Here is a 20171-nt window from a genome sequence, read left to right as displayed (position 1 = left end):
CTATCGGATGTTTTCGATCACGCAGCGTTTGACGGCCTCAAGCCGCTCCTCGATATCCGTCTCCACTTCCCCGGCCGGCGTTTCAATGCGGCATCCGCCCACGGCCACCAGGGGATCGGACACCAGGGTCACCTGCTTGAGGCCCTTGATCGCTTCAAAAAAGTCTTCCTTGACCACCTCGATGTACTCATAATCCTCCGGGTTGACCGTGATGACGGCATGGACCGGATCGGCGATTTTCTGAAAGGCGTCGAGAATGGCCCGGGTGATGATCTCCTTGTCCGTCTCGACCCTGCCGTAAACCACCTTTTCGGCCACCCGCAGCACCAGTGCCACGATGTCCGATTCATAGCGCCTGACCATGCGGGACCACATCCCCTCCACATCCCCAACCAGGGCGGCCAGACGTTCGGTTTTTTCCCGGGCCTCGGCAAGACCCGCCTCAAAGCCGTCCTTCTCCCCCCTGGCATACGCTTCGTCGTAAGCCTGTCGGCGGACGGCCTCCAGATCGGGTCCGGGATCCGCGATGGGTTCATCGGCCGCCTGTGCACCGGCCCTCTCGGCCTGTTCCGTCTGCCGGCGTTCACTGTGTTCCCTGTCAAATTCCCGACGGGGACCGTACAGCAGAGAAAATCGCTTGTCGGATTCCTCTCCGTCCCTTTCGTACAAGGCCCGGAAGGCCCGGGCCACTTCCGGATCATCCAGATCGGGGCCGCTGATCACTTCCCGGTCGAATTTTTCCAGATCCGAGGGCACCAGGGGCCGCCAGTCTGAATCGCTTTCATGGGAGTCGGTCTTAGACGAGGACATCATCTTTTCCTTTCCCGCCCAGGGTAATGGTTCCGTCCGCTTCGAGTTCCTTGGCCGCCTGGACCACCGCCTGCTGGGCTTCCTCGACTTCGGACAGTTTCACAGGCCCCATGACCTCCAGGTCTTCGAGAATCATTTCGGCGGCCCGTGAGGACAGATTGCCCAGAATCTTGTTCTTCATCTCTTCGCTGGCGGTCTTGAGGGCCAGGGTCAACTGGGGACCTTCCACCTTCTTGAGAATTTCGCGCATGCCGCGGTCGTCGATGGCGACCATGTCTTCGAACACAAACATCATGTCGCGGATATTGCCGGCCATTTCGGCGTTTTCTTCCTCGATCACCTCCATGATGGTTTCCTCGGTGGCCTTGTCCACGCCGTTGAGAATATCCACCAGAACCTGGAGGCCGCCCACCTTGCCGCCCGAACTGACCATGTTTTTCATTTCCGCCTTGAGGGCGTTGTCCACATCCCGGACAATGTCTTCGGGCACCTGCCCCAGTTGGGCCACGCGCAGGGCGATATCGCCCTTGAGTTCCTCGGGGAAGGACACCATCACGTCGGCGGCGATATCCGGCGGCAGATGAGCCATGACCATGGCGATGGTCTGGGGATGCTCGGTGGACAGCGCCGACGCCAGGGCTGCCAGGTTCACCTCCCGGCTCCAGACAAAGGGCTTGTCCCGTTTGCGTTCCTCGATATCCTTGAGAATCATTTCGGCCCGCTCGGGATCCAGGGTGCGCTCGATGACGGCTTTGAGAAAACCGTCGGGTTCGACCACCAGCTTGGATTCCCCTTCGTAGAGCCGGACAAATTCCTGGGACACCTGAGCCAGGTCCGCGGGGGCGATTTCACCGATCATGGCCATGGCCGAGGCCACCTTCCTGATCTCCGCATTGCTCATTCGCTTGAATATTTCCGAGGCGTAGCTTTCTCCCATGTTGAGCAGGAACATGGCGGCCTTGGTGGGGCCCGGAATCGTCTTGTCGTTTGCGTCCATCAGTCGCCTCCTTCACTGAGCCAGCCCCGGATGATGTTGGCGGCCCGGTTGATATCCTCCCGTGCCAGAACCATGGCCTTGTCCTGAATCGTGGTGGCCCGGGGTTTGGGCAGAACCGGCCGTCCCTGGTCGTCAAAAATCAGCTGTTCCGGCTCATTGTGTCCCAACAGAAGATCCTCGTCGCCTTCGGACACCTGTTTGACGGTTTTGATCAACGGACGCACCACAAAGAAAAACAGAAGCAGAACCATCAGCACATTGGCCGTGGGGCGTCCGTATTCGGCCTTGAGATCCTTCCATGAAAAACCGAATCCCGCCGTTTCCTCTTCCCGGGTCCAGATCTCTCCCGATGAGAAGGGAATGGATTCCACGGACACCTGGTCCTCCCGGTCGGCGCTGTACCCCATGGCCTGCCGGACGATGGTTTCAAAACGGCCCAGTTCCTCTGCCGTCCGGGGCACATAGACCCGCTCGCCCCGACCCGACTCGTTTTTTTCCCATCGATAGTTGCCGTCGAGTACCGCCGCCACGGACAGCCGCGTCACGGTGCCCACCGGATTCTGGGTGATCCGGACGGTCTTGCTGATTTCGTAGTTGACGGTCTCGTCATTGTGCTCACTGAGCTCGCTCCGGCCCCGGGGCTGATCGCCTTCGTTGCCGATGGGGTTCACGCTGGAAATCCGACCGGCGGCCACGTCGTTCTTGTCCGACCGGTCCGCAATGGCCTGGCGGCTCCGGACGACCTGGGTGTCGGGATCGAAAATTTCCTCGTTCACATCCACCTGGGCGAAATCCATATCGGCGGTGACCCGGACAATGGCCTTGCCCGGCCCCACAATCTCCTCGAGCATGGTCTGGACCCGTCCGGCCATGTTCTTTTCATAGGCCAGCTTGTATTCGAGCTGCTTGGTCAGCGGCGTATTGGACTCATCGAGACCCAGCCCCCGGGACAGCACCTTGCCGTCGGAATCGACCACGGTCACCAGCTCGGGCGTCAGATCCTCGACAGCGCTTGCCACCAGATGCACAATCGCCTCGACCTTGCCCGGGGCAAGGCTTGACCTGAGTTTGAGAAACACCGAGGCCGACGGGGGTTTCACGTCCTCCACGAACACCGAATCCTTGGGCAGCACCACGATGACCCGGGCGTCTTTGACCTCGTCCATTTCCCGGATGGTCCGGGCCAATTCACCCTGGATGGCCCGTTGAAAGTTCAGCTGCTGCACGTATTCCGTGGTGCCGAAATCGGTTTTGTCAAAGATTTCGAAGCCGATCCCCCCCTTGGGCAATCCGGCCTCGGCCAGCCCCAGGCGGGCGTCATGAATCCGGGACGCCGGCACCAGGATGACGCTTTCGCTGCGCTCGAATTTATAGGGGATCTTCAGTTCTTTCAGCTTTTCAACGATCTCCGCCGATTCTTCGGGCAGAAGCTGGGTGAACACCACCTTGTACTCGGACTGATTGGCCCACAAAAAAATACTGCCCACCCCGGCCACCACCAGAAAGGCAATGGCAAAGGTGGCGATTTTCCTGGAAAGAGGCACTTCCTTGAAATTGTTGAATATCTGTCCTAACGCAATGGCCATAGTCGTTTCACCACATCAATCGGTTGGTTTTCCGCCCGGCGGGCCGGCTGATCGTCACGGGGCCGTCAATCCACGGGCAGGCAGGTCGTTATTATATCTGCATTTTGATGATTTCGTTGTATGCCGCCATCACCTTGGCCCGAACCTGGACCAGGTACCGCAGGGAAATGTCCGCCTCCGTGATCGAAATCATCCCTTCATGGATGCCCAGCTCGCCCTTGACCACCTTCTGTGCGTCGGCATCGGCCTTGTGCTGCTTGTCGTTCACATCCTCGAGCATGGATCGGATCCGGTCGGAAAAATCCCGGTCGTCACCTGCGGAAAACGCGGAGCCCGGTTCCTGGCGCATAATACGCCCGCCCAGTCCTTTGATGCCGTCCACCATGGGTCATCCCTCCTTATTCGCCGATGGTCAGGGCGCGCCTGATCATGCTTTTCGTGTTCTGGACCACGGTGACGCTGGCGTCGTAGGATCGCTTGGCCACCAGCATGTCGGCCATCTCGGCCAGGGTGTCCACGTTGGGCATGGCCACGTAGCCGGTCTCCGGATCCGCGTCCGGGTGGGCCGGGTTGTGGACCAGCCTGAAATTCTCCTGGGATTCGACGATCTCCTCGACCTCGACCCCCTTGTAAGTGCGGGAGGCCTGCTCGAAGGTCTGCCGGAAATCCGGCGTGATGGTCTTGTCGGCCAGCACCACCATTTTCCGCCGGTAGGGACCGCCCTCCTCGGTGCGGGTGGTTTCCGAATTGGCGATGTTTTCGGAAATCACGTTGACCTTGGTCCGGTGGGCCGAAAGCGCCGTGGCGCTGATCTGAAGCGATTTAATCAGGTCCATTACCGTCCTCCTTCACTGATGGCGTGTTTCAGGATGTTGATCTTGCGTTTGAGCAGATCCACGCTGGTCCGGTATTTGACGTTGTTTTCCACCAGGTTGCTCATTTCGGTGTCGATGTTCACCGGATCAGGGTCGAAAATGTCGCCGGATTCGACGGCCGTCCGGCTCAGATCGGACGGGACCCCGAAGGCGTAGTGCTGGGGATCGGTTCGGGCAAGTTTTTCCGGCTGCCGGGCCATTTCCGCTTCCAGGGTCTTCTTGAAATCAAGGTCTTTGGGCCGGTAGCCCACGGTATCCACATTGGCGATGTTTCCGGAGATCAGGCTGTGTCGCCGCGTGGTGACGCCCACGGATTTTTCGAGAAGCCGCATGGTCGTGTCGAACAGATAGGAATCCGTCATCATGTCCCTCCTTGTGTTCCATTCCATGGCCACACAAAGATGCAACATGCATGCCTATATCACATGAGACCGTCAGGCGGGATGAAGGGAATCAGCGGTCCTCGTCCTCGGGAAGATCGCCGCTGTCCTTGTATTCATTGAGTTTGTTTCGAAGGGTCCGGACACTGATGCCCAGAATCTGGGCGGCATGGGTCCGGTTTCCCCCCGTTTTGCCCAGGGTGTGAAAAATCATCCGGCGTTCCACGTCCTTGAGGGGGGACGCCAAAAGCTCATCGGGCAGGGCCGTATCGGTCGACGCCTCGTTGTGAGGGGGCGAAGCCGGTACACCCGGGACAAGGTCGTCCTCGGTGATCATCTCGGTGCGGGCCAGCAGCACGGCCCGCTGGAGAAGGTTTTCCAGCTCCCGGACATTACCCCGAAGCGGCATGCCGTTCAAGCGATCAAGGGCCCCTTTTGTCAAAGATTTGACATTACGCCTGTCAAGGGCATTGAACTTGCGGATGAAATGCGCCGCCAGAAGGGGGATATCCGACCGCCGTTCCCTCAGGGGCGGGATGGTCAGGGGAATCACGTTCAGCCGGTAGTACAGATCGTCACGGAACTCCCCCCGGGACACGGCCTCCAGGATATTCCGGTTGGTGGTCGCCACGATCCGGACGTCCACGGACACCGGCGCACCGCCTCCCACCCGGTCCACCTCTTTTTCCTGAATCACCCGGAGCAGCTTGGACTGAAGATGGAGCGGCATTTCCGTGACTTCGTCAAGGAGCAGGGTCCCGCCGTCGGCCTGTTCGAACTTGCCGGCCTTGCGGGCGACGGCCCCGGTGAAGGCCCCCTTTTCATGACCGAACAACTCGCTTTCCAGAAGATTTTCCGGCAGGGCCGCACAGTTCACGGCCACAAAGGGCCCCTTGCGCCGGGCGCTCTTGTCGTGGATGTATCGGGCGAACAGCTCCTTGCCGGTGCCGCTTTCACCCTGAATCAGAATCGATGCGGTGCTGTCGGCCACCCGGTCGACCATGGCCGTCAGATCCGTCATTACCGGATGCCCGCTGATGATGGGTCGGGACGTGCGGGAGGTTCCGCCGGTCCCGCTTCCATCAACGCCGCCGTGTTTTTCCGGCCCGGCCAGAAGGGCCTCCAGATGGGCGAGCAGACGTTCCGCCGGAACGGGCTCGATCAGGTAGTCCAGGGCACCGGCCTTCATGGCCGATACGGCGGCGTCCACGGCCACGGATCTTGCCGTCACCAGCACGGGAGGCCGGGGATCGGCGTCCGCGATCCGTTCCAGGAACTCGGCGGTGCTCATTCCCGGCGCGTCGTCCCCAAGCACCACCAGGGCGAACGCCGTTTTTTCCATACGGGCCAGGGCGTCGGGCTTATCGTGGGCCGACATCACGTGGCAGCCCCAGTTCTCGAGAACGGCAATGCGCTCCCGTTTGGATGACAGGTTGCCGTCGACCACCAGTATGGGTTTGATGTCCGTCATGACTGCGTCAGAATCCGATCAGGTGTTTTCCAGTTTGACTTTGAGTTTCATGCTGCGAAGGCGTTCTTTGGCCATGCCGCTCCAGAACGAATCCCCTGTTTCGACCACGGTGGTATAGGCTTTTTCGGCCGCGTCGAAATTCCGGTTGTTCTGGTGGGCCTCACCCATCATGAAATACACTTCCGTGGTGTCGTCTTCGGGCCCCGAGAACTTGACCGACATGGAAAAGGCGTCGGCGGCCTTGTCCCAGTCCCTTAGAGCCATGTAATTCTCACCCAGGTGCCGATGGGCCAGCGCCAGGGTATCAAAGGACTCCTTCGGTTCCCCGGCCAGCAGGTTGATGCCCTTGATCAGGTCGCCAACGGCCGTGGCGTGATCGTTCATGGCGCTGTGACACCTTGACATGTCAACAAGAATTCGAGCCCGCACGGCGCTTTCTCCGCCCCGGGCCAGGGCTTTTTTGTAATGAGAAACCGCCTCGCCGTACTTTTTTTTCTGAAAAAAAATGCCGCCCATCCGGGCATGGACATCCTGAGCCTCGGCCGTATCCGGGAAAAATTTCAGATAGGTCTGAAACATCTCCAGGGCCTCGTCGGCCCGGCCCGCCTCGTCCATGGCCACCCCCAGGGCGTAAATCAGATCCGCCGGGCGTTTCTTCTCTCCGGTGCGCTTATAGGCCTTCAGGAGCATGTCCACGGCGTTGTCGTGAAGATGGGCCTTCAGATAGGCCATCCCCACCAGCAGAAAGAGGTTGGGATTGTCCGCCTCGTCGAGAATCCGTTTATCGGTTTCGAACCGGCTGAGCAGCTCGGTGTATTCATCCTTCTCAAGCAGCCGCCGGAAGATCCTCTCCGAGGATTCCTGAAGAAGGTTGACCGCGTCGCGCTTGAGGGCACGGGGCTGGGTGGCCAGAAGCCGCTTGACGGTCTCGACGCTTTTTTCGTATTCCCCGGCGCCGTTCTGAAGCAGGGCCAGGCGCATCAGCGCCAGCCGTGCCAGGGGATTGTCGGGGAATTCGTCGATAACCATGTTGTACATTTTTTCTTTCTCTTCCCGGCTTTCGAGGAATTCCGCCAGCCGCATGCTGCTGATCACGAAGCCGTCGGATCCGGGGAACATCGCAATCACCCGCTGAAAGACGGCGACGGCCTTTTCTTTCTGGTTGTTTTCGACCAGAGTGTCGCCGATGCGGGTGAGCAGGGTGTCCTTGCCGGGAAGGTCCGGGAAAAGATTGTAGACCCGGGCAAGGGCCTGACGCGCCATCTCGCTCCGGCCCGTGTGATAATACGCGTTGCCCAGATACTGAAGCAGATCGGGTGTTTCAAAAATCATGCGGGGCCGTGTGTCGACCAGATCCTCAAGAACCTTGACGCATCCGTGGAAGTCGTTCATCTGGAAAAGGGCCTTGCCCAGCTGGAGTTTGGCCTGGCCGATAAAGGCCCCGTGGGGAAACCGGGTGACCACGCTGCGAAGCATCTCCACCGCCGGCTTGCTTTCGTTCCGTTCCGAATAAATACGGCCGAGTTCGAACATCACCTCCGGGGTCCCGGGGTAATAGGCATGCTGCTTGAGCACAACCTGGAAATAACCTTCCGACCGGATCGGGTCCCCCAGGCTTCCGTAAATTTTTCCCAGACAGGTCAGGGCATAGGGGGTGTAAATCGAATTGGGGAAATAGGCCAAAAGATCCTGAAAATATCCGGCCGCCTCGAAAAGGCCCCGGGTGTCCCGGTCCTCAAGCCCTTTAAAAAAACTGTAGGCCCTCAGAACCATGACATTTTCAAGGCAGTCGACACTGAGGCTCCGATCGTCGGCATAGCGGTTGAAGATTTCAAATCCCCGGGTCCAGCCGCCCTGACTGCACAGCAGTACGGCCCGCTTGACATCCGCCAGGTCCTCACAGGCGTCGGAGCGAAGCTCAAGAAACAGATCCTGGGTGCTGCCCGAATATCGATTGTCAAAGCTTCGCCCGCCCAGCGCAAAGCCGATCTCCTCTTCGATGACCGACGCCGGAGCGCCCCGTGATTCAGCCGGGGACTCGACCGGTTCTTGCACCGAATCGACCGGTTCGGACGTTTCACGGGCCACCGACGGTTTCGAAGCGATCACCGCGGGCGTATCGCCCGCGGTCCGGCTGAGTTTCCGGACCTTCTTTTCCTTGGCTCTGCCGCCGGCCGGAGACAGGGCGACCACAAGGGCCTTTCGATCGGCAAGCCACCGGGCGCTCAAGGAACCGATATTCCCGTCGGTGGTGATAATCAAAGATACGATATCACCCCGTCGCTGGGCTATCCGGACCTCACGGATAAACGGCCCGCCTTCGCCCGTGGGCGTCAGGCTTTCGGCCGTCCGAACGTCCTTGAAGGCCACGAGGACCTCGGACTGATCGAACTGAACCACCTTGTACGGTGCGGCTTCCGTCAAAGCGATGCTGACCGAGTAGGGATCGGCGTTGACCTCGATGGCGGTGAGGTCGGCCCCCACAGCGACGGGGTCCCACCCGAGGCGGAGGAGCAGGCTCAGGCACGGCAGAAAGACCAGGATCTTGATGAGTGTTCCTCGGGTCATAGACGCGTTCTCGTTTCAGGCTTGACGGTCTCGTATAAAGTCATCACATGACGGCAAAGAAAAGCGTTCGAGTTCAAGGCGTCGCGAATCCCGAGGAATGAGGCGTACTGAGGGTACGCCGCAGTGACGAGGGATGAAGCGCAACGCTTAAAATCGGATGTTTTACGAAGCCGTCAACGTTTGGACGATTTCTATGCGGTGATCCGAAACCGGTTCAACATGTCATAACACAAATAATATCGAAGCATTAGCACAAACAATCAAAAAGTCAACGCCCATTTGGCGAAACCGGCCATTGAACGATGACTCCCGAAAATTCATCGGGAAAGCCCGGCAGGCGGCGGCCCCTTCCGAACCGGTTCATTCACTGCGACCGTTTTTTGCAATGTACATGCCACACACCCTCTAAACCCTCGAATGTCCAACCTTTTACGGGATATACGCCTTAACGCGGCCCCGGAATCCCTATCGCGCCCGGTCCGGTTCAACCCAAACGCCGACCGTCTACCCGTTTTCGCCAAAATTTTGGCGCAGTCCGACCCTCCGCAACAGCGAATCAGCGGCAATGTTCATGGGGTGTGATGGGAATCATCGCGCCGGAACGGCGCAGGGCAGGCCCGCCGGAGGGGCCGGAAGAAAACCGGTCAGTCATCGGGATCGGGATCCTCCCATCCCTCCTGATCCGGTTCAAGATTCATTTTCTTGATTTTCTCGACCAGGGTGGTGCGTTTCATCTTCAGCATCTCGGCCGCTTTGGCCTTGACCCAGTGGGTCTTGTTCAGGGCATGGAGAATCAGCTTTTTCTGATGTTCCTCCACGGCTTCGTTGAATCCCATGCCGTTTTCGAAGAAATCGCTGACCGTGGTGTCGCTCCCCCCGTCATCCGCCGAAGGCGTCCCCGTGATGTAGTCGGGCAGATCGTCCTGCTCCACACGATCCGATTCGATGAGCACGGACAGACGTTCCATCAGGTTTTCCAGTTCACGGACATTACCGGCCCAGTCGTATCGGCACAGCGCGGCCATGGCCTCCGGCGTGAAGGTTTTCAGACCCCAGCGGTTCTTTTCGTCGAGCTTGCGGATAAAATAATCGATCAGAAGGGGAATGTCGGTTTTCCGACTGCGCAACGGCGGTACCTGGATGGGAATGACGTTCAGCCGGTAGAACAGATCCTCCCGGAAGGTGTTGTCCAGGATGGCTTTTTTCAGATCCTTGTTGGTGGCCGAGATGATCCGTACGTCCACATGAATCGACCGGGCTCCGCCCACCCGTTCGAAGCATTTTTCCTGAAGGACGCGCAACAGCTTGACCTGAAGATCGGGGCTCATGTCGCCGATCTCGTCAAGAAAGATCGTCCCGCCGTCGGCCAGTTCGAATCGGCCGATGCGGGTCCGGTGGGCGCCGGTGAACGCACCCTTTTCATGACCGAACAGCTCGCTTTCCAGGAGTTCACCGGGGATGGACCCGCAGTTGATGATGATCATCGGGGCCTCCCGGCGGGGACTGTTCTTGTGAATGGCCCGGGCGATCAGCTCTTTTCCCGTCCCGCTCTCTCCGGTGATCAGGACCGTGCTGTCCGTTGCGGCCACCCGTGATACCATGGAAGAAATCTTGCGGATGGCCTCGCTTTCACCGATAAAATCGAAAAACTGAAATCCCCGGGCGTCTCGGGCCGGTGCTTTTTTTTGTTCATCGGCCAGCATCCGGGAAATGGATGTGGCGCAGGAGGCGGCGTCGTTGTCCCGGTCGGTTTGAGATGAGCCGGACGGTTCACCGGCCGGGTCCGGTTCCGAAAGGGCGATAAACCGTATTTCCCCGTCTTTTCGGGACGCATGGGCCATCAGGGCTTGCCGCTCCTCGTCCGCCAGGGACCGACCGGCCACGACGACATCATACGCCTCATCGTTCAACCGCGCCATGGCCTGCCTGACATCCGAGGCGGGCCGGAGCTCATGGCCCTCTTTTGAAAGATGGTCGGACAGGGCGGGGAGATGCTCATACTCTCCGGCAAACAAGATTCGTGACATACATTCCTCTGATGGGCAAACGATGCGGCACCCGGAGAGGGGGCCAATGGGAGGGGCGCAACCTTCCCCTTATCAATCCAGTATCTTATCGAGTTTTTCGGCGATGGCCTCGGCGGTGAAGGGTTTGACAACGTAGTTGGACACCCCGGCCTGCACCGCCTCGATCACGTTCTGTTTCTGGGCCTCGGCCGTCACCATGAGAAAGGGGACTTCCTTGTACACGGGGTCCGACCGAACGGTTTTCAGCAGATCCAGCCCGGACATCTTGGGCATGTTCCAGTCGGAAATGATCAGGTCGTAGGTGGTCTTTTTCATTTCCTCCAGGGCGGTGGTCCCATCATCTGCTTCACCGATGTTCGTGTATCCCAGTTGTTTGAGGATATTCTTCATGATACGGCGCATGGTGGCAAAATCATCAACAACGAGAATCTTAATAGAGGTACTCATAGGCCCATCCTGTCAAGGTCCAACCGGTCATAGCTGTTATAATCATGATTCAAGACACACCTCAATCGTAAAGTTTCCATCGGCGGTTGTAAAGGGTATCGCGATCTTGGGTCCGTCCGTGTAATGGGTCACGCAGTGGCCGTTGCCGCTGATCACCGTGGGAATGGCCGCATGAAACAGCCGGCCGCCCTCTTCGAGCTCGCGCCTGGCCTGACCGGAAATCATATTGACCAGTTCACCGACGGCGTCGGCAACCTCGTGGTTCAGCGTCGTCATTTCCTCCCCGAACATGTTGGATACGATTTTAAGAATACTCGACCGGTCAAAGGTCACGGCAATGGTGCCGTTCGAATCGCCGGTGATACCGATCACGCCGGTCACGTCGCCCCGGGCCTCGTCGTCTTTTTTCAGATAGGGCTTACCCACCTTGCATTCCACGAAGGCCATGGTACTCAGGACGTTGGTGGTGGCGTTGATAAACGGGTTGATCAGATTCGCATCCATTCGTTCCGTCGTTCCCTGGTGTTCAATCGCGACTGCCCGTCAGACCGGTTCCGAATCCGGGGCGTTGTATTTGACAATGTTTTTGAGGTGGGTGTAGGTTTCCAGATCCACCGAATCAAAATAAATAGCATAGCCCGTCTCCGTGGTCCGGACCACATGCCCGTCCATGCACAGCACCAGCTTCTCTTCAAGACCGGACAGGGCAATCTCCACCTCGCAGGCGGTGCCCTCCGCAAGCCCGATATCGGTTGTAATGAACACACCCCTCAGGCTCAGATCCCTGGAGCTGCCGACGTATCGGGTATCCTGCCCCCCCGCCCTCACCGTGACCTCCGTATCGAACTCGACCCGGAGGCCTTTGCGTCGTTCATGGACGTCCTGTTTCAGCATGTGTCGCTCCACCCTCCGACGCCTGTGACGCCGGTCCGGTTTTGTTCATTGGTTGTTCGCCCCGGCGGCCCGGATATGTTCCCGGTTCAGGCTGAAGGTGTATTTGACCAGTTGATCCTTTTCAGCCTCCGTCAGGTCCTCGAATTCGATGCCGGTCTGAAACAGGGCATCGTTCTCATTGCCGACGGAAACACTGCGGGCCACCCGGCCCAGGACATCGAGGCGGCCCATGTGCGACCCGGTGAACGTGATGGAAAGATGCAGAAGCCGTCCCTTGGCCAGCGGTTCCTTAAGCAGAAGGCTGATGCCTGACCCGCTGATGTCCACCGTATCCCGCACGACAAGCTCGCGCTTTTCAGTCGTCTCGTCGCCCAGTTTCTCAAGCACCCGATCGAGCTTTTCATCGATCCGGCTGAGAAGAAGGACCAGCTGGGCCAAACTCTGGCTGCCGGGTCGGTCCATCAACCCATCGACATCCGGCATCACCTTGAGGTCAAGACATTTGCGGATCATCCCCCGCTGGGATTCATCGACCAGCACCGCCCGGGTTTTCGCCGAAATGGGGGCTCGGAAGTAATTTCGCTTGATCTGGGGATTCACGTCATTCGCCATGGTTAACGGCCGCCCTCTCCTGCCACAAAATGCACGTCAGTCTGATTTGTCATTCGCCGAACAGCAGATGAAAAATGGTGAAAAACCTCATAAAAAACGCTGGAATTATAGCATTTGCGTCTTCGGGTGTAAACACGTAAACCGCCGGAGCCAAAAAAACCAAGCGTGAGCCGCCCTGCCGGAAGGCCTAGTCAAACATCCATCGACCGCCCTCGACCAGTCGAACAAACACATCGACCACCCGCGGATCGAACTGGGCTCCCGATCCGTCACGGATGATCGAAAGCACCCGCGCAAGATCGAGCTTTTTCCGGTAGGCCCGGTCCGAGGCCATGGCGTCGTAGGCATCGGCCACCGACATGATCCGGGCCAGAAAGGGAATGGCCACCCCTTTGAGGCCGTCCGGATAACCGGACCCGTCGAATCGTTCATGGTGGTGCCGGATGATCTGGGTTTCCCTGTCCCACAGCCCCAGCTGGCTGACAATGCGTGCCCCGATGACCGGATGTTCCTTGATGATTTCAAATTCCTCATCGGTCAGCCGGCCGGGTTTGAGCAGGATGTTGTCCCGAATGCCGATCTTGCCGATATCGTGAAGCCGCCCCGCAAAATTCAGAAGGTTGAGTTCCTCGTCGCTGCACCCCATCTCACGGCCGAGCACCACGGCCATTTCAGCCACCCGGTTGGAATGCTCCTTGGTGTAGGCGTCCCGGGCTTCAACCGCCTTGACGAAGGCCCTCAGGGTGGAGAAAAGATTCTCGCTGATGGTTTCGTAAAGGGCGATGTTTTCAGCCGTATCGGCCGCCTTGGCGCCCATGAACGACAGATAGTAGAGATCCCGTTCGTTAAACCGGTAGCTGCCGTCGCCCACAAAGGCCGCCACCACCCCGAAAACCTTTTCTCTGATCTTGAGGGGAACGGCCATGGCCGAATGGATGCGCTCGGGCAGAGACCCCAGGCCGGCGCATTCTGAAATCAAAAGGGGGATCCCGTCGTCAACGATTTCAAGCACCAGTTTTTCCATGGAAGCATCCACCGGAACCAGGCTCTCACCGCCGTTTATGGAAGCGTTGACCTGCACAGGCCGGTCCTGAACGGGGCTGATGATAAACAGGCGGGATTCATCGGCATGGGTCACCTCCCGGGCCAGTTCCACCACCCGGGAAAACAGTTCGCGGCTTGACGACACCTGCTCGAAATCGTTCATGATCTTGTTGAGATTATTCAGCTCGTCGACCTTGGTGAGCAGCTCCCGGTTCAACGCCTCGATGCGTTTTTTGCTGGCCAGCTCTTTTTTGAGCAGAATGTTGTCCTCAAAAATCGTTCGCTGACGCAAAACCCGCTGAACGCACAGTTCCATCTGCTCGAGGTTCACCGGCTTGATCAAAAAATCCACCACCCCGTTTTTCAGGGTGTTGATCGTGTTTTCAAGGGAGGGGTAGCCGGTCATCACGATCACGGGAATGGTCATGTCCAGTTCACGGATGTGCTCGGCCAGTTCGAGGCCGTCCATGCCCGGCATGTTGATATCCGTGAAGCAACAGTCCACGTCGGTCTTTTCCAGAACGGCCAGGGCGGCTTCGCCGTTTATGGCGGTGATCACCTGATAGCCTTTCTGCGTGAAATATTCGCTCGCCACCTCGAGGATGCTTTCCTCGTCGTCGACAAACAGAATGGTCTTTGTATCATGCGCCATGGTTTGAAAATCCAGCGTCTGTTACATTGAGACAAAGGCACTAGTATCACGGGGCGTCCCATGATGCGTCACCCATGTTCGGGAGGTTTTCGTGAATGTTACGATAGAAGGCGAATCTTTTTCATAACGCTAATAATGGGGGTATGTTAAAACATTTTCCATGATATTGCAAAAAGAAAGTGGATCGTTTAAAAGAAAGCAAACCAAGCGCTGTCACCTTCTTTGATCCAAAAACGGAGTGACCGGAATGCAGATCATCCTGGACCGGACCATCCTTCTGCCGACAATCACCCCGGAGCTGGGCCGGATTCTCAAAACGAACCTGACCCTGACCAATCCGGTCTGGTTGGACAACGAAAAACACGGCCGTTACAACCGAGGCGTGCCCAGATATCTCGAATTCTATCATGAAGACGAAAACGGCGCCCGGATCCCCCGGGGCTACATGCGCCCGCTCATCACCCTGCTCCGGCAGGCGGGCCATGCGTTTGCGATCGACGACCGCAGACGGCGCCTACCCGACGTCGACCTCCGATTCTCCGGGCAACTCAAACCCTTTCAACAGACCGCGGTCGACGCCGTTCTCAAAAAGCACTTCGCCGTGCTGACCGCCCCAACGGGCGCCGGAAAAACCGTGATGATGCTGGCCATTCTTGCCGCACGCAAACAGCCCGCCCTCATTGTTGTCCACACCCGGGACCTGGCGGCCCAGTGGATCGACCGCATCGAGCATTTTCTGGGTATTCCCGAACCGGACGTGGGGTTCATCGGTTCGGGGGTGTTCCGGCTGGGTGAAAAAATCACCGTGGCCATGGTCCAGTCCCTGTACAAGGTCCTGGACCAGACGACGCCCCATGTGGGCCATCTGGTGGTCGACGAATGCCACAGAACGCCCAGCCGGACCTTTCACGAAGCGGTCAGCGCCTTCGATGCCTATTACATGACCGGCCTGTCGGCCACCCCCTTCCGGCGGGATCGGCTGTCGCCTCTGATTTTCTGGCACCTGGGCGATTCGGCCTTCGAGGTGGACCAGCGGGATCTGATCGAAAGAGGCCATATCCTCGAAGCCGAGGTGATCATCCGGCCCACGGACTTCACCTCTCGCACCGACCCCACCCGCCACTATGCCCGGCTGATGGCCGAACTGGTTGAAGACCCTGAGAGAAACGAACTCATCGCCGCGGACATTGCCCGTGAATCCCGGCAGGAAAACGGGGTCTGCCTGGTATTGTCCGACCGAAAGAACCATTGCCGGATCATCCGTCAGCTGCTGGCCGATCGCCACGGGCTCGATGCCGTCCTGTTCACCGGCGACCTGAAACCCGCCGAGCGCCGGGAGATCATGGAACGCCTGGAGCGCCGGGAGATCCCCATCCTCATCGCCACCAGCCAGCTCCTTGGCGAAGGCTTCGACTCCAGCCGCCTGTCCAGCCTGTTTCTGATCTACCCCATCCGTTTTTCGGGCCGTCTGCTGCAATACCTGGGACGCATCCTGCGGCCCGGGCGCGATAAAACGGCCCGGGTCTTCGATTACGTGGACAGCCGGATCGGCGTGCTCGACGCCGCCGCCCAGGCCCGTGAACGGGTCTATGTGCGGCACCGGTCCGACACAGCCCCTGCCCCCTGAGCCTGCCCGGCGAACTTTATTCTTATATTAAAGAGATAAACCGTATTATATTCTTGACACAGGCTATAGCTTTAATTATATTTTCAAAAAAAAGGAATTAAAGCGAATGATCGACGAAATCAGCCTTAAAATTCTCGGCATCCTTCAGCAAAAAGCCCGGGTGCCCAATGTGGAGGTGGCCCGCCAGGTGAACATGGCGCCGTCCGCCGTGCTTGAACGCATACGGAAGCTTGAAAAGCAGGGGATTATCAACGGGTATGAGGTGATCCTCAACCCCGGGTGCTTCAACCGGAACATGGTGGCCTTTGTCCGTGCCCATCTGGATGATCCCGCACAGGCGGATCAGGTCGCCGCCCAACTCTCGGCCATCCCCGAAATCCAGGAAATCCATTTCATCACCGGAAACGATTGTTTCCTCCTCAAGCTAAGGGTCTCGGGCACATCGGCCCTTTCGGACGCCATCACCCGGAAAATCGCCGCCGTTACCCATGTGACCCGAACGGAAACCACCATTGCGCTTCACACATACAAGGAAAGTTCCCAGATCCCGCTGGACTCTGTCCGCATCGATGAAATTACCGAAACACCTTTTCCATGACACACAAGGAGACGACAAAAAGCCATGCCGTTATCAACCGATTACACGAACCGCTTGACACCCGTTCTCACAGACATTGCCCGTCACTTCGGCACCCCCTTTCATATTTACGATGAAAAAGGCATCCGGGACACCGGTGCCCGCCTGATCAAGGCCTTCGAGCAGATCGAGGGATTCCGTGAATACTTCGCTGTCAAAGCCCTGCCCAACCCGGCGATTCTCCGGCTGATGCGGGACATGGGGTTCGGGTTCGACTGCAGCTCCGTACCCGAACTGGTTCTGTCCCGCAATACGGGAGCCCGGGGCGATGATCTGATGTTCACCTCCAACAACACCAGCCTGGACGATTTTTTGATGGCGGAAAAAGAAGGGGGCTGCATCCTCAACCTCGACGACATCAGCCTGATCGACAAAGTCCCCGTCATGCCGGACCTGATCTGCTTCCGTTACAATCCCGGCCCCCGACGCACCGGAAACACGATCATCGGCAATCCGGTGGAAGCCAAGTACGGCATCAGCCACGACCAGGTGACCGACGCCTATCGAAAAGCACGGGACCGGGGCGCCACACGATTCGGCATGCACACCATGCTGGCGTCCAACGAAAGAAATTACGCCTACATGGTCGAAACGTCCCGAATGATTCTGGATATGGTCGCCCAGGTCTCGGATGATCTGGGCATCCGGTTCGAGTTCGTCAACATCGGCGGGGGACTGGGCATTCCCTACCGGCCCGAAGACGAACCGCTGGACCTTTCGGCCATGGGCCGGGAAATCAGCGCTCTGTTCCACGCATTCAAAAAAACCCACGGATACGCGCCCCGGCTTTGCCTGGAAAGCGGCCGATACATGACCGGCCCCCACGGCGTTCTGGTCACCCGGGCCATCAACCGGAAGGACATCTACCGGTCCTACATCGGCGTTGACGCCTGCATGTCCTCGCTGATGCGGCCCGGAATCTACGGCGCCTATCATCACATCACCGTTCTGGGCAAGGAGAATGCGCCGCCGGACACCGTGGTGGATGTGGTGGGGTCCCTGTGCGAAAACAACGACAAATTCGCCGTGCAGCGCCCCCTGCCCCACATCGAGGACGGCGATCTTCTTCTGATCCACGACACCGGGGCCCACGGACACGCCATGGGGTTCAACTACAACGCCAAGATGAGGCCCAAGGAACTGCTGCTGCGCGAAGACGGACAGGTGGAACTGATTCGGCGGGAAGAAACCATGGAGGATTATTTCAGGACCCTTGACTTCGAACCGGACGTGTTCAGCCCGGCCTGATCCACCAAAACACATCACCCCGGCGCCCCATGGGCGTCCGGGGTGATGTCGGTCTTTCATCACGGCTCCTCTGAACAGGGAGCCGTTTTTTTATTGAATGGCCGCGCCCTGGAAGGAGCCGCCGGTTTCCACGGAGAACTCGGTGAGATTTTGTGAAAAATTCGTGAACACCACCATGAACGGCACGATCTGGCCCGGCCGGACCTTGGCGTTGACGCCGTTGTCTCCCAGACGGTTCTGGAGACGTTTTTTGATGATCTCCTCATCCATGGTGATCAGCTCTTCCTCGGGAATGACGTTTCCGGCATAAAACAGCTTGGACTGGGCCACCTTCCCTCCTTCACCAAAAAGTTTCCCCACCAGGCTGATGGAATTCCGTGTACCCTGATAGTTGTTCTGAACCTTGCCCGTGATCACGAACAGATCCCCCAGCGTGGGGCTGACGATAATTTTTCCGGTGATGCCCGATGTTTTCAGAAAAAGTTTCCCCTGGGGATCTTTGGGGGCGGGTTTCACCCAGTCACTGATCCCGGGAATGCCCATGGCGCCGATGCTGTCCCTCAGGCCCTCCAGCGGAGCCACGGCCGGAACGGCAAAGCCGGTCATATCCTCGATCTTCTCCCGTGACAGGTAAACCCCCAGCGCCAGAAGCAGCACGACAATCAGCGTCACAACCAGTTTCACAATCAGGCCTCCGCCGCCCTTGGCTTTGCGTTTGGGCGCTTTCTTGTCTTTCTTTCCGGCATCGGCCTTGGCGGCCTTGGACGCCTTGTCTGCGGCGGCGGGCATCTCCGATGCCGCCTCATCGTCGTCCGTTTCGTCCATTTCCGCCGCCTCATCCTCACCCAGATCCAGCTCCAGCTCGATGTCGCTGTCGTCATCGTCGTCCAGGGCCAGCTCAAGGTCGGCCTCGTCTTCGTCAAAACCCGAAACGGGTTTCTTCGTCCCCAGATCAAGATCCAGATCCTCATCCTGGTCATCGGTGCCCAGCATGGCTTCCACATCCGAGAAGTCCAGATCGTCGTCTGCCGGGGCCGCGGCCTTGGTTTTCACGGGTTCGAAATCCAGGTCCTCGTCCATGGCTTCATCGAGTTCGAGTTTGAGATCATCGGGGGCCTGGGCACCGTGGTCGGCGCCCTCATCCAGGTCGTCCAGCAGATCTTCCAGGTCGGAGAAGTCCAGTTCCTCTTCTTCCTGGGCCTGCCCCTTGGCCTTGGCCGCCGGGGCTTCGTCATCGTCGAAATCCAGTTCGAGATCAATGTCCTCGTCACGGTCGGGAAGGTCGGGAATCGGTTCATCGGACTCAAGCACACCGGCCAGATCGGAAAAATCAAGTTCTTCCTCGGCGGCCGCTTCGACGGATTTTTCTTCCGTGGGTCCCGGTTCCTGATCTTCTTCCAGATCCAGTTCGAACTCGGAGAAATCAAGGTCGTCGTCGCCCATCAGAACGGTTTCAGGCTCGTCCTCGGCCTGGTCCAGATCCAGATCCAGATCGAGGTCCCCCACATCGGCGGGCTGATCATCGGCGCTGTCCAAGGTTCCGTCCAGTTCACGCTCGAGATCCGAAAAGTCCAGTTCGTCGTCGCTCATCAGGGTTTCGGTCTGTTCGGAAACCTCATCGAGGGACAGATCAAGATCCTCGGCCTCAGCATCCTCAACCAGATCCAGATCGGAAAAATCCAGTTCCGCGTCGTCCACCACCATGGTGTCCGCCGAACCGATCTCCTCACGGTCCACGGTCGAACCCACAACATCCGTGGCGGCCAATTCATCCGACCCGCCGCCAAGCTCCAATTCGAGGTCGGAAAAATCCAGCTCCTCCTCGTCGGATTCCAGATCCAGATCCAGCCCATCGTCCGCATCCGCCGGCGCCTCGATCCCTGTGTCCTCAAAATCCAGGGACAGATCGTCGGCCGCCTCGGCGGGCGCATCGGACGGCAGGACCTCTTCATCCATATCAAGTTCGAAATCGGAAAAATCGAGAATGTCTTCGTCAGCCGCTTCCTCGACAGGCGCCGGTTCATCGGCCGGAGGCTGGGCAGCGACGGGGGCCGCCGGGGCCTGGGGTTCGCGGGGACGCTCAACACGCGGTGAGACTGAGGTTGCGGTGATCCCCAGCTCCTCATCGGTGAAACTCAAATCATCTTCGACGATCTGCTCGACGGCCTGGGTCAGATCGGGATCGTCGTCGCCATGGACGGCCCGGACGGGGGCCGGGGCTGCCTGGGGAGGCATCGGGGGTTCGACGCCTTTCACGGGTTCGGGATCGGGTTTTGGCGGTGCGGGGTAAACGACA

General features: G+C 58.6%; 18 protein-coding genes. 3 read left to right on the top strand and 15 right to left on the bottom strand.

What is annotated here, in order from left to right:
- The 14 genes from ACYQ11_RS14705 to ACYQ11_RS14640 all read right to left on the bottom strand — a co-directional run bounded on the left by ACYQ11_RS14705 (nucleotide 1) and on the right by ACYQ11_RS14640 (nucleotide 14363).
- Entirely contained in the window at nucleotides 1-813 is an 813-nt protein-coding gene (locus ACYQ11_RS14705; RefSeq protein WP_459924557.1) for a FliH/SctL family protein, read from the bottom strand.
- A complete protein-coding gene (fliG, locus tag ACYQ11_RS14700; RefSeq protein ID WP_459924556.1) occupies nucleotides 797-1807 on the bottom strand; it encodes a flagellar motor switch protein FliG in 1011 nt (336 codons plus the stop codon). Before fliG ends, ACYQ11_RS14705 begins: the two co-directional genes overlap by 17 nt.
- Nucleotides 1807-3393: a flagellar basal-body MS-ring/collar protein FliF gene (gene fliF, locus ACYQ11_RS14695; protein WP_459924555.1), complete on the bottom strand. Its 1587-nt coding sequence runs from the start codon at nucleotides 3391-3393 to the stop codon at nucleotides 1807-1809. The genes fliG and fliF overlap by 1 nt, the downstream gene beginning before the upstream one ends.
- Before the next feature lie 91 nt (nucleotides 3394-3484).
- A complete protein-coding gene (gene fliE / locus ACYQ11_RS14690; RefSeq protein ID WP_459924554.1) occupies nucleotides 3485-3778 on the bottom strand; it encodes a flagellar hook-basal body complex protein FliE in 294 nt (97 codons plus the stop codon).
- A 13-nt stretch (nucleotides 3779-3791) separates the two neighbouring features.
- Nucleotides 3792-4229, bottom strand: coding sequence for a flagellar basal body rod protein FlgC (gene flgC, locus ACYQ11_RS14685; protein ID WP_459924553.1), 438 nt, complete (start codon nucleotides 4227-4229; stop codon nucleotides 3792-3794).
- Nucleotides 4229-4633, bottom strand: a complete 405-nt coding sequence (flgB, locus tag ACYQ11_RS14680; protein ID WP_459924552.1) for a flagellar basal body rod protein FlgB — start codon at nucleotides 4631-4633, stop codon at nucleotides 4229-4231. Before flgB ends, flgC begins: the two co-directional genes overlap by 1 nt.
- Nucleotides 4634-4721: 88 nt before the next feature.
- Nucleotides 4722-6119 (bottom strand): sigma 54-interacting transcriptional regulator, encoded by a 1398-nt coding sequence (locus ACYQ11_RS14675; RefSeq protein WP_459924551.1) that lies wholly within the window; start codon nucleotides 6117-6119, stop codon nucleotides 4722-4724.
- A gap of 18 nt (nucleotides 6120-6137) precedes the next feature.
- Nucleotides 6138-8687 (bottom strand): tetratricopeptide repeat protein, encoded by a 2550-nt coding sequence (locus tag ACYQ11_RS14670; protein WP_459924550.1) that lies wholly within the window; start codon nucleotides 8685-8687, stop codon nucleotides 6138-6140.
- Nucleotides 8688-9331: 644 nt separating this feature from the next.
- On the bottom strand, nucleotides 9332-10714 hold the full coding sequence (locus ACYQ11_RS14665) for a sigma-54 interaction domain-containing protein (RefSeq protein ID WP_459924549.1): 1383 nt from the start codon (nucleotides 10712-10714) through the stop codon (nucleotides 9332-9334).
- Nucleotides 10715-10786: 72 nt separating this feature from the next.
- Entirely contained in the window at nucleotides 10787-11161 is a 375-nt protein-coding gene (locus tag ACYQ11_RS14660) for a chemotaxis response regulator CheY (RefSeq protein WP_459924548.1), read from the bottom strand.
- A gap of 42 nt (nucleotides 11162-11203) precedes the next feature.
- Nucleotides 11204-11665, bottom strand: a complete 462-nt coding sequence (locus ACYQ11_RS14655) for a chemotaxis protein CheX (RefSeq protein ID WP_459924547.1) — start codon at nucleotides 11663-11665, stop codon at nucleotides 11204-11206.
- A gap of 39 nt (nucleotides 11666-11704) precedes the next feature.
- A complete protein-coding gene (locus ACYQ11_RS14650; RefSeq protein ID WP_459924546.1) occupies nucleotides 11705-12055 on the bottom strand; it encodes a PilZ domain-containing protein in 351 nt (116 codons plus the stop codon).
- A 45-nt stretch (nucleotides 12056-12100) separates the two neighbouring features.
- Nucleotides 12101-12667 (bottom strand): PilZ domain-containing protein, encoded by a 567-nt coding sequence (locus tag ACYQ11_RS14645; protein WP_459924545.1) that lies wholly within the window; start codon nucleotides 12665-12667, stop codon nucleotides 12101-12103.
- Nucleotides 12668-12854: 187 nt separating this feature from the next.
- On the bottom strand, nucleotides 12855-14363 hold the full coding sequence (locus tag ACYQ11_RS14640; protein WP_459924544.1) for an HD domain-containing phosphohydrolase: 1509 nt from the start codon (nucleotides 14361-14363) through the stop codon (nucleotides 12855-12857).
- Between the two features lie 247 nt (nucleotides 14364-14610).
- On the opposite strand from ACYQ11_RS14640, the gene ACYQ11_RS14635 reads away from it, so the two are divergent.
- The 3 genes from ACYQ11_RS14635 to ACYQ11_RS14625 all read left to right on the top strand — a co-directional run bounded on the left by ACYQ11_RS14635 (nucleotide 14611) and on the right by ACYQ11_RS14625 (nucleotide 17875).
- On the top strand, nucleotides 14611-15990 hold the full coding sequence (locus ACYQ11_RS14635) for a DEAD/DEAH box helicase (RefSeq protein ID WP_459924543.1): 1380 nt from the start codon (nucleotides 14611-14613) through the stop codon (nucleotides 15988-15990).
- A gap of 106 nt (nucleotides 15991-16096) precedes the next feature.
- Complete coding sequence (locus tag ACYQ11_RS14630) at nucleotides 16097-16588, top strand: Lrp/AsnC family transcriptional regulator (protein WP_459924542.1); 492 nt, start codon at nucleotides 16097-16099, stop codon at nucleotides 16586-16588.
- Between the two features lie 24 nt (nucleotides 16589-16612).
- Nucleotides 16613-17875, top strand: coding sequence for a diaminopimelate decarboxylase (locus ACYQ11_RS14625; RefSeq protein WP_459924541.1), 1263 nt, complete (start codon nucleotides 16613-16615; stop codon nucleotides 17873-17875).
- 90 nt (nucleotides 17876-17965) lie between these two features.
- Here the strand turns inward: ACYQ11_RS14625 and ACYQ11_RS14620 are convergent, their stop codons facing one another.
- Nucleotides 17966-20110 carry a DUF3426 domain-containing protein gene (locus ACYQ11_RS14620; protein WP_459924579.1) on the bottom strand — a complete coding sequence of 715 codons (2145 nt, stop codon included), beginning with the start codon at nucleotides 20108-20110 and terminating at the stop codon, nucleotides 17966-17968.
- Between the last annotated feature and the right edge of the window lie 61 nt (nucleotides 20111-20171).

It is taken from the genome of Desulfatiferula olefinivorans (assembly GCF_054657895.1).
This window is presented reverse-complemented; position numbering and strand designations above follow the sequence as displayed.

Bases quoted from the DNA above. Each gene is read 5' to 3' on its own strand.
- ACYQ11_RS14705 (WP_459924557.1), bottom strand. From the start codon at position 813: ATGATGTCCTCGTCTAAGACCGACTCCCATGAAAGCGATTCAGACTGG.
- fliG (WP_459924556.1), bottom strand. From the start codon at position 1,807: ATGGACGCAAACGACAAGACGATTCCGGGCCCCACCAAGGCCGCCATG.
- ACYQ11_RS14660 (WP_459924548.1), bottom strand. From the start codon at position 11,161: ATGAGTACCTCTATTAAGATTCTCGTTGTTGATGATTTTGCCACCATG.
- ACYQ11_RS14645 (WP_459924545.1), bottom strand. From the start codon at position 12,667: ATGGCGAATGACGTGAATCCCCAGATCAAGCGAAATTACTTCCGAGCC.
- ACYQ11_RS14665 (WP_459924549.1), bottom strand. From the start codon at position 10,714: ATGTCACGAATCTTGTTTGCCGGAGAGTATGAGCATCTCCCCGCCCTG.
- ACYQ11_RS14655 (WP_459924547.1), bottom strand. From the start codon at position 11,665: ATGGATGCGAATCTGATCAACCCGTTTATCAACGCCACCACCAACGTC.
- ACYQ11_RS14630 (WP_459924542.1), top strand. From the start codon at position 16,097: ATGATCGACGAAATCAGCCTTAAAATTCTCGGCATCCTTCAGCAAAAA.
- ACYQ11_RS14650 (WP_459924546.1), bottom strand. From the start codon at position 12,055: ATGCTGAAACAGGACGTCCATGAACGACGCAAAGGCCTCCGGGTCGAG.
- ACYQ11_RS14640 (WP_459924544.1), bottom strand. From the start codon at position 14,363: ATGGCGCATGATACAAAGACCATTCTGTTTGTCGACGACGAGGAAAGC.
- ACYQ11_RS14675 (WP_459924551.1), bottom strand. From the start codon at position 6,119: ATGACGGACATCAAACCCATACTGGTGGTCGACGGCAACCTGTCATCC.
- flgC (WP_459924553.1), bottom strand. From the start codon at position 4,229: ATGGACCTGATTAAATCGCTTCAGATCAGCGCCACGGCGCTTTCGGCC.
- flgB (WP_459924552.1), bottom strand. From the start codon at position 4,633: ATGATGACGGATTCCTATCTGTTCGACACGACCATGCGGCTTCTCGAA.
- ACYQ11_RS14635 (WP_459924543.1), top strand. From the start codon at position 14,611: ATGCAGATCATCCTGGACCGGACCATCCTTCTGCCGACAATCACCCCG.
- ACYQ11_RS14620 (WP_459924579.1), bottom strand. From the start codon at position 20,110: ATGCCTCCCCAGGCAGCCCCGGCCCCCGTCCGGGCCGTCCATGGCGAC.
- ACYQ11_RS14670 (WP_459924550.1), bottom strand. From the start codon at position 8,687: ATGACCCGAGGAACACTCATCAAGATCCTGGTCTTTCTGCCGTGCCTG.
- fliF (WP_459924555.1), bottom strand. From the start codon at position 3,393: ATGGCCATTGCGTTAGGACAGATATTCAACAATTTCAAGGAAGTGCCT.
- fliE (WP_459924554.1), bottom strand. From the start codon at position 3,778: ATGGTGGACGGCATCAAAGGACTGGGCGGGCGTATTATGCGCCAGGAA.
- ACYQ11_RS14625 (WP_459924541.1), top strand. From the start codon at position 16,613: ATGCCGTTATCAACCGATTACACGAACCGCTTGACACCCGTTCTCACA.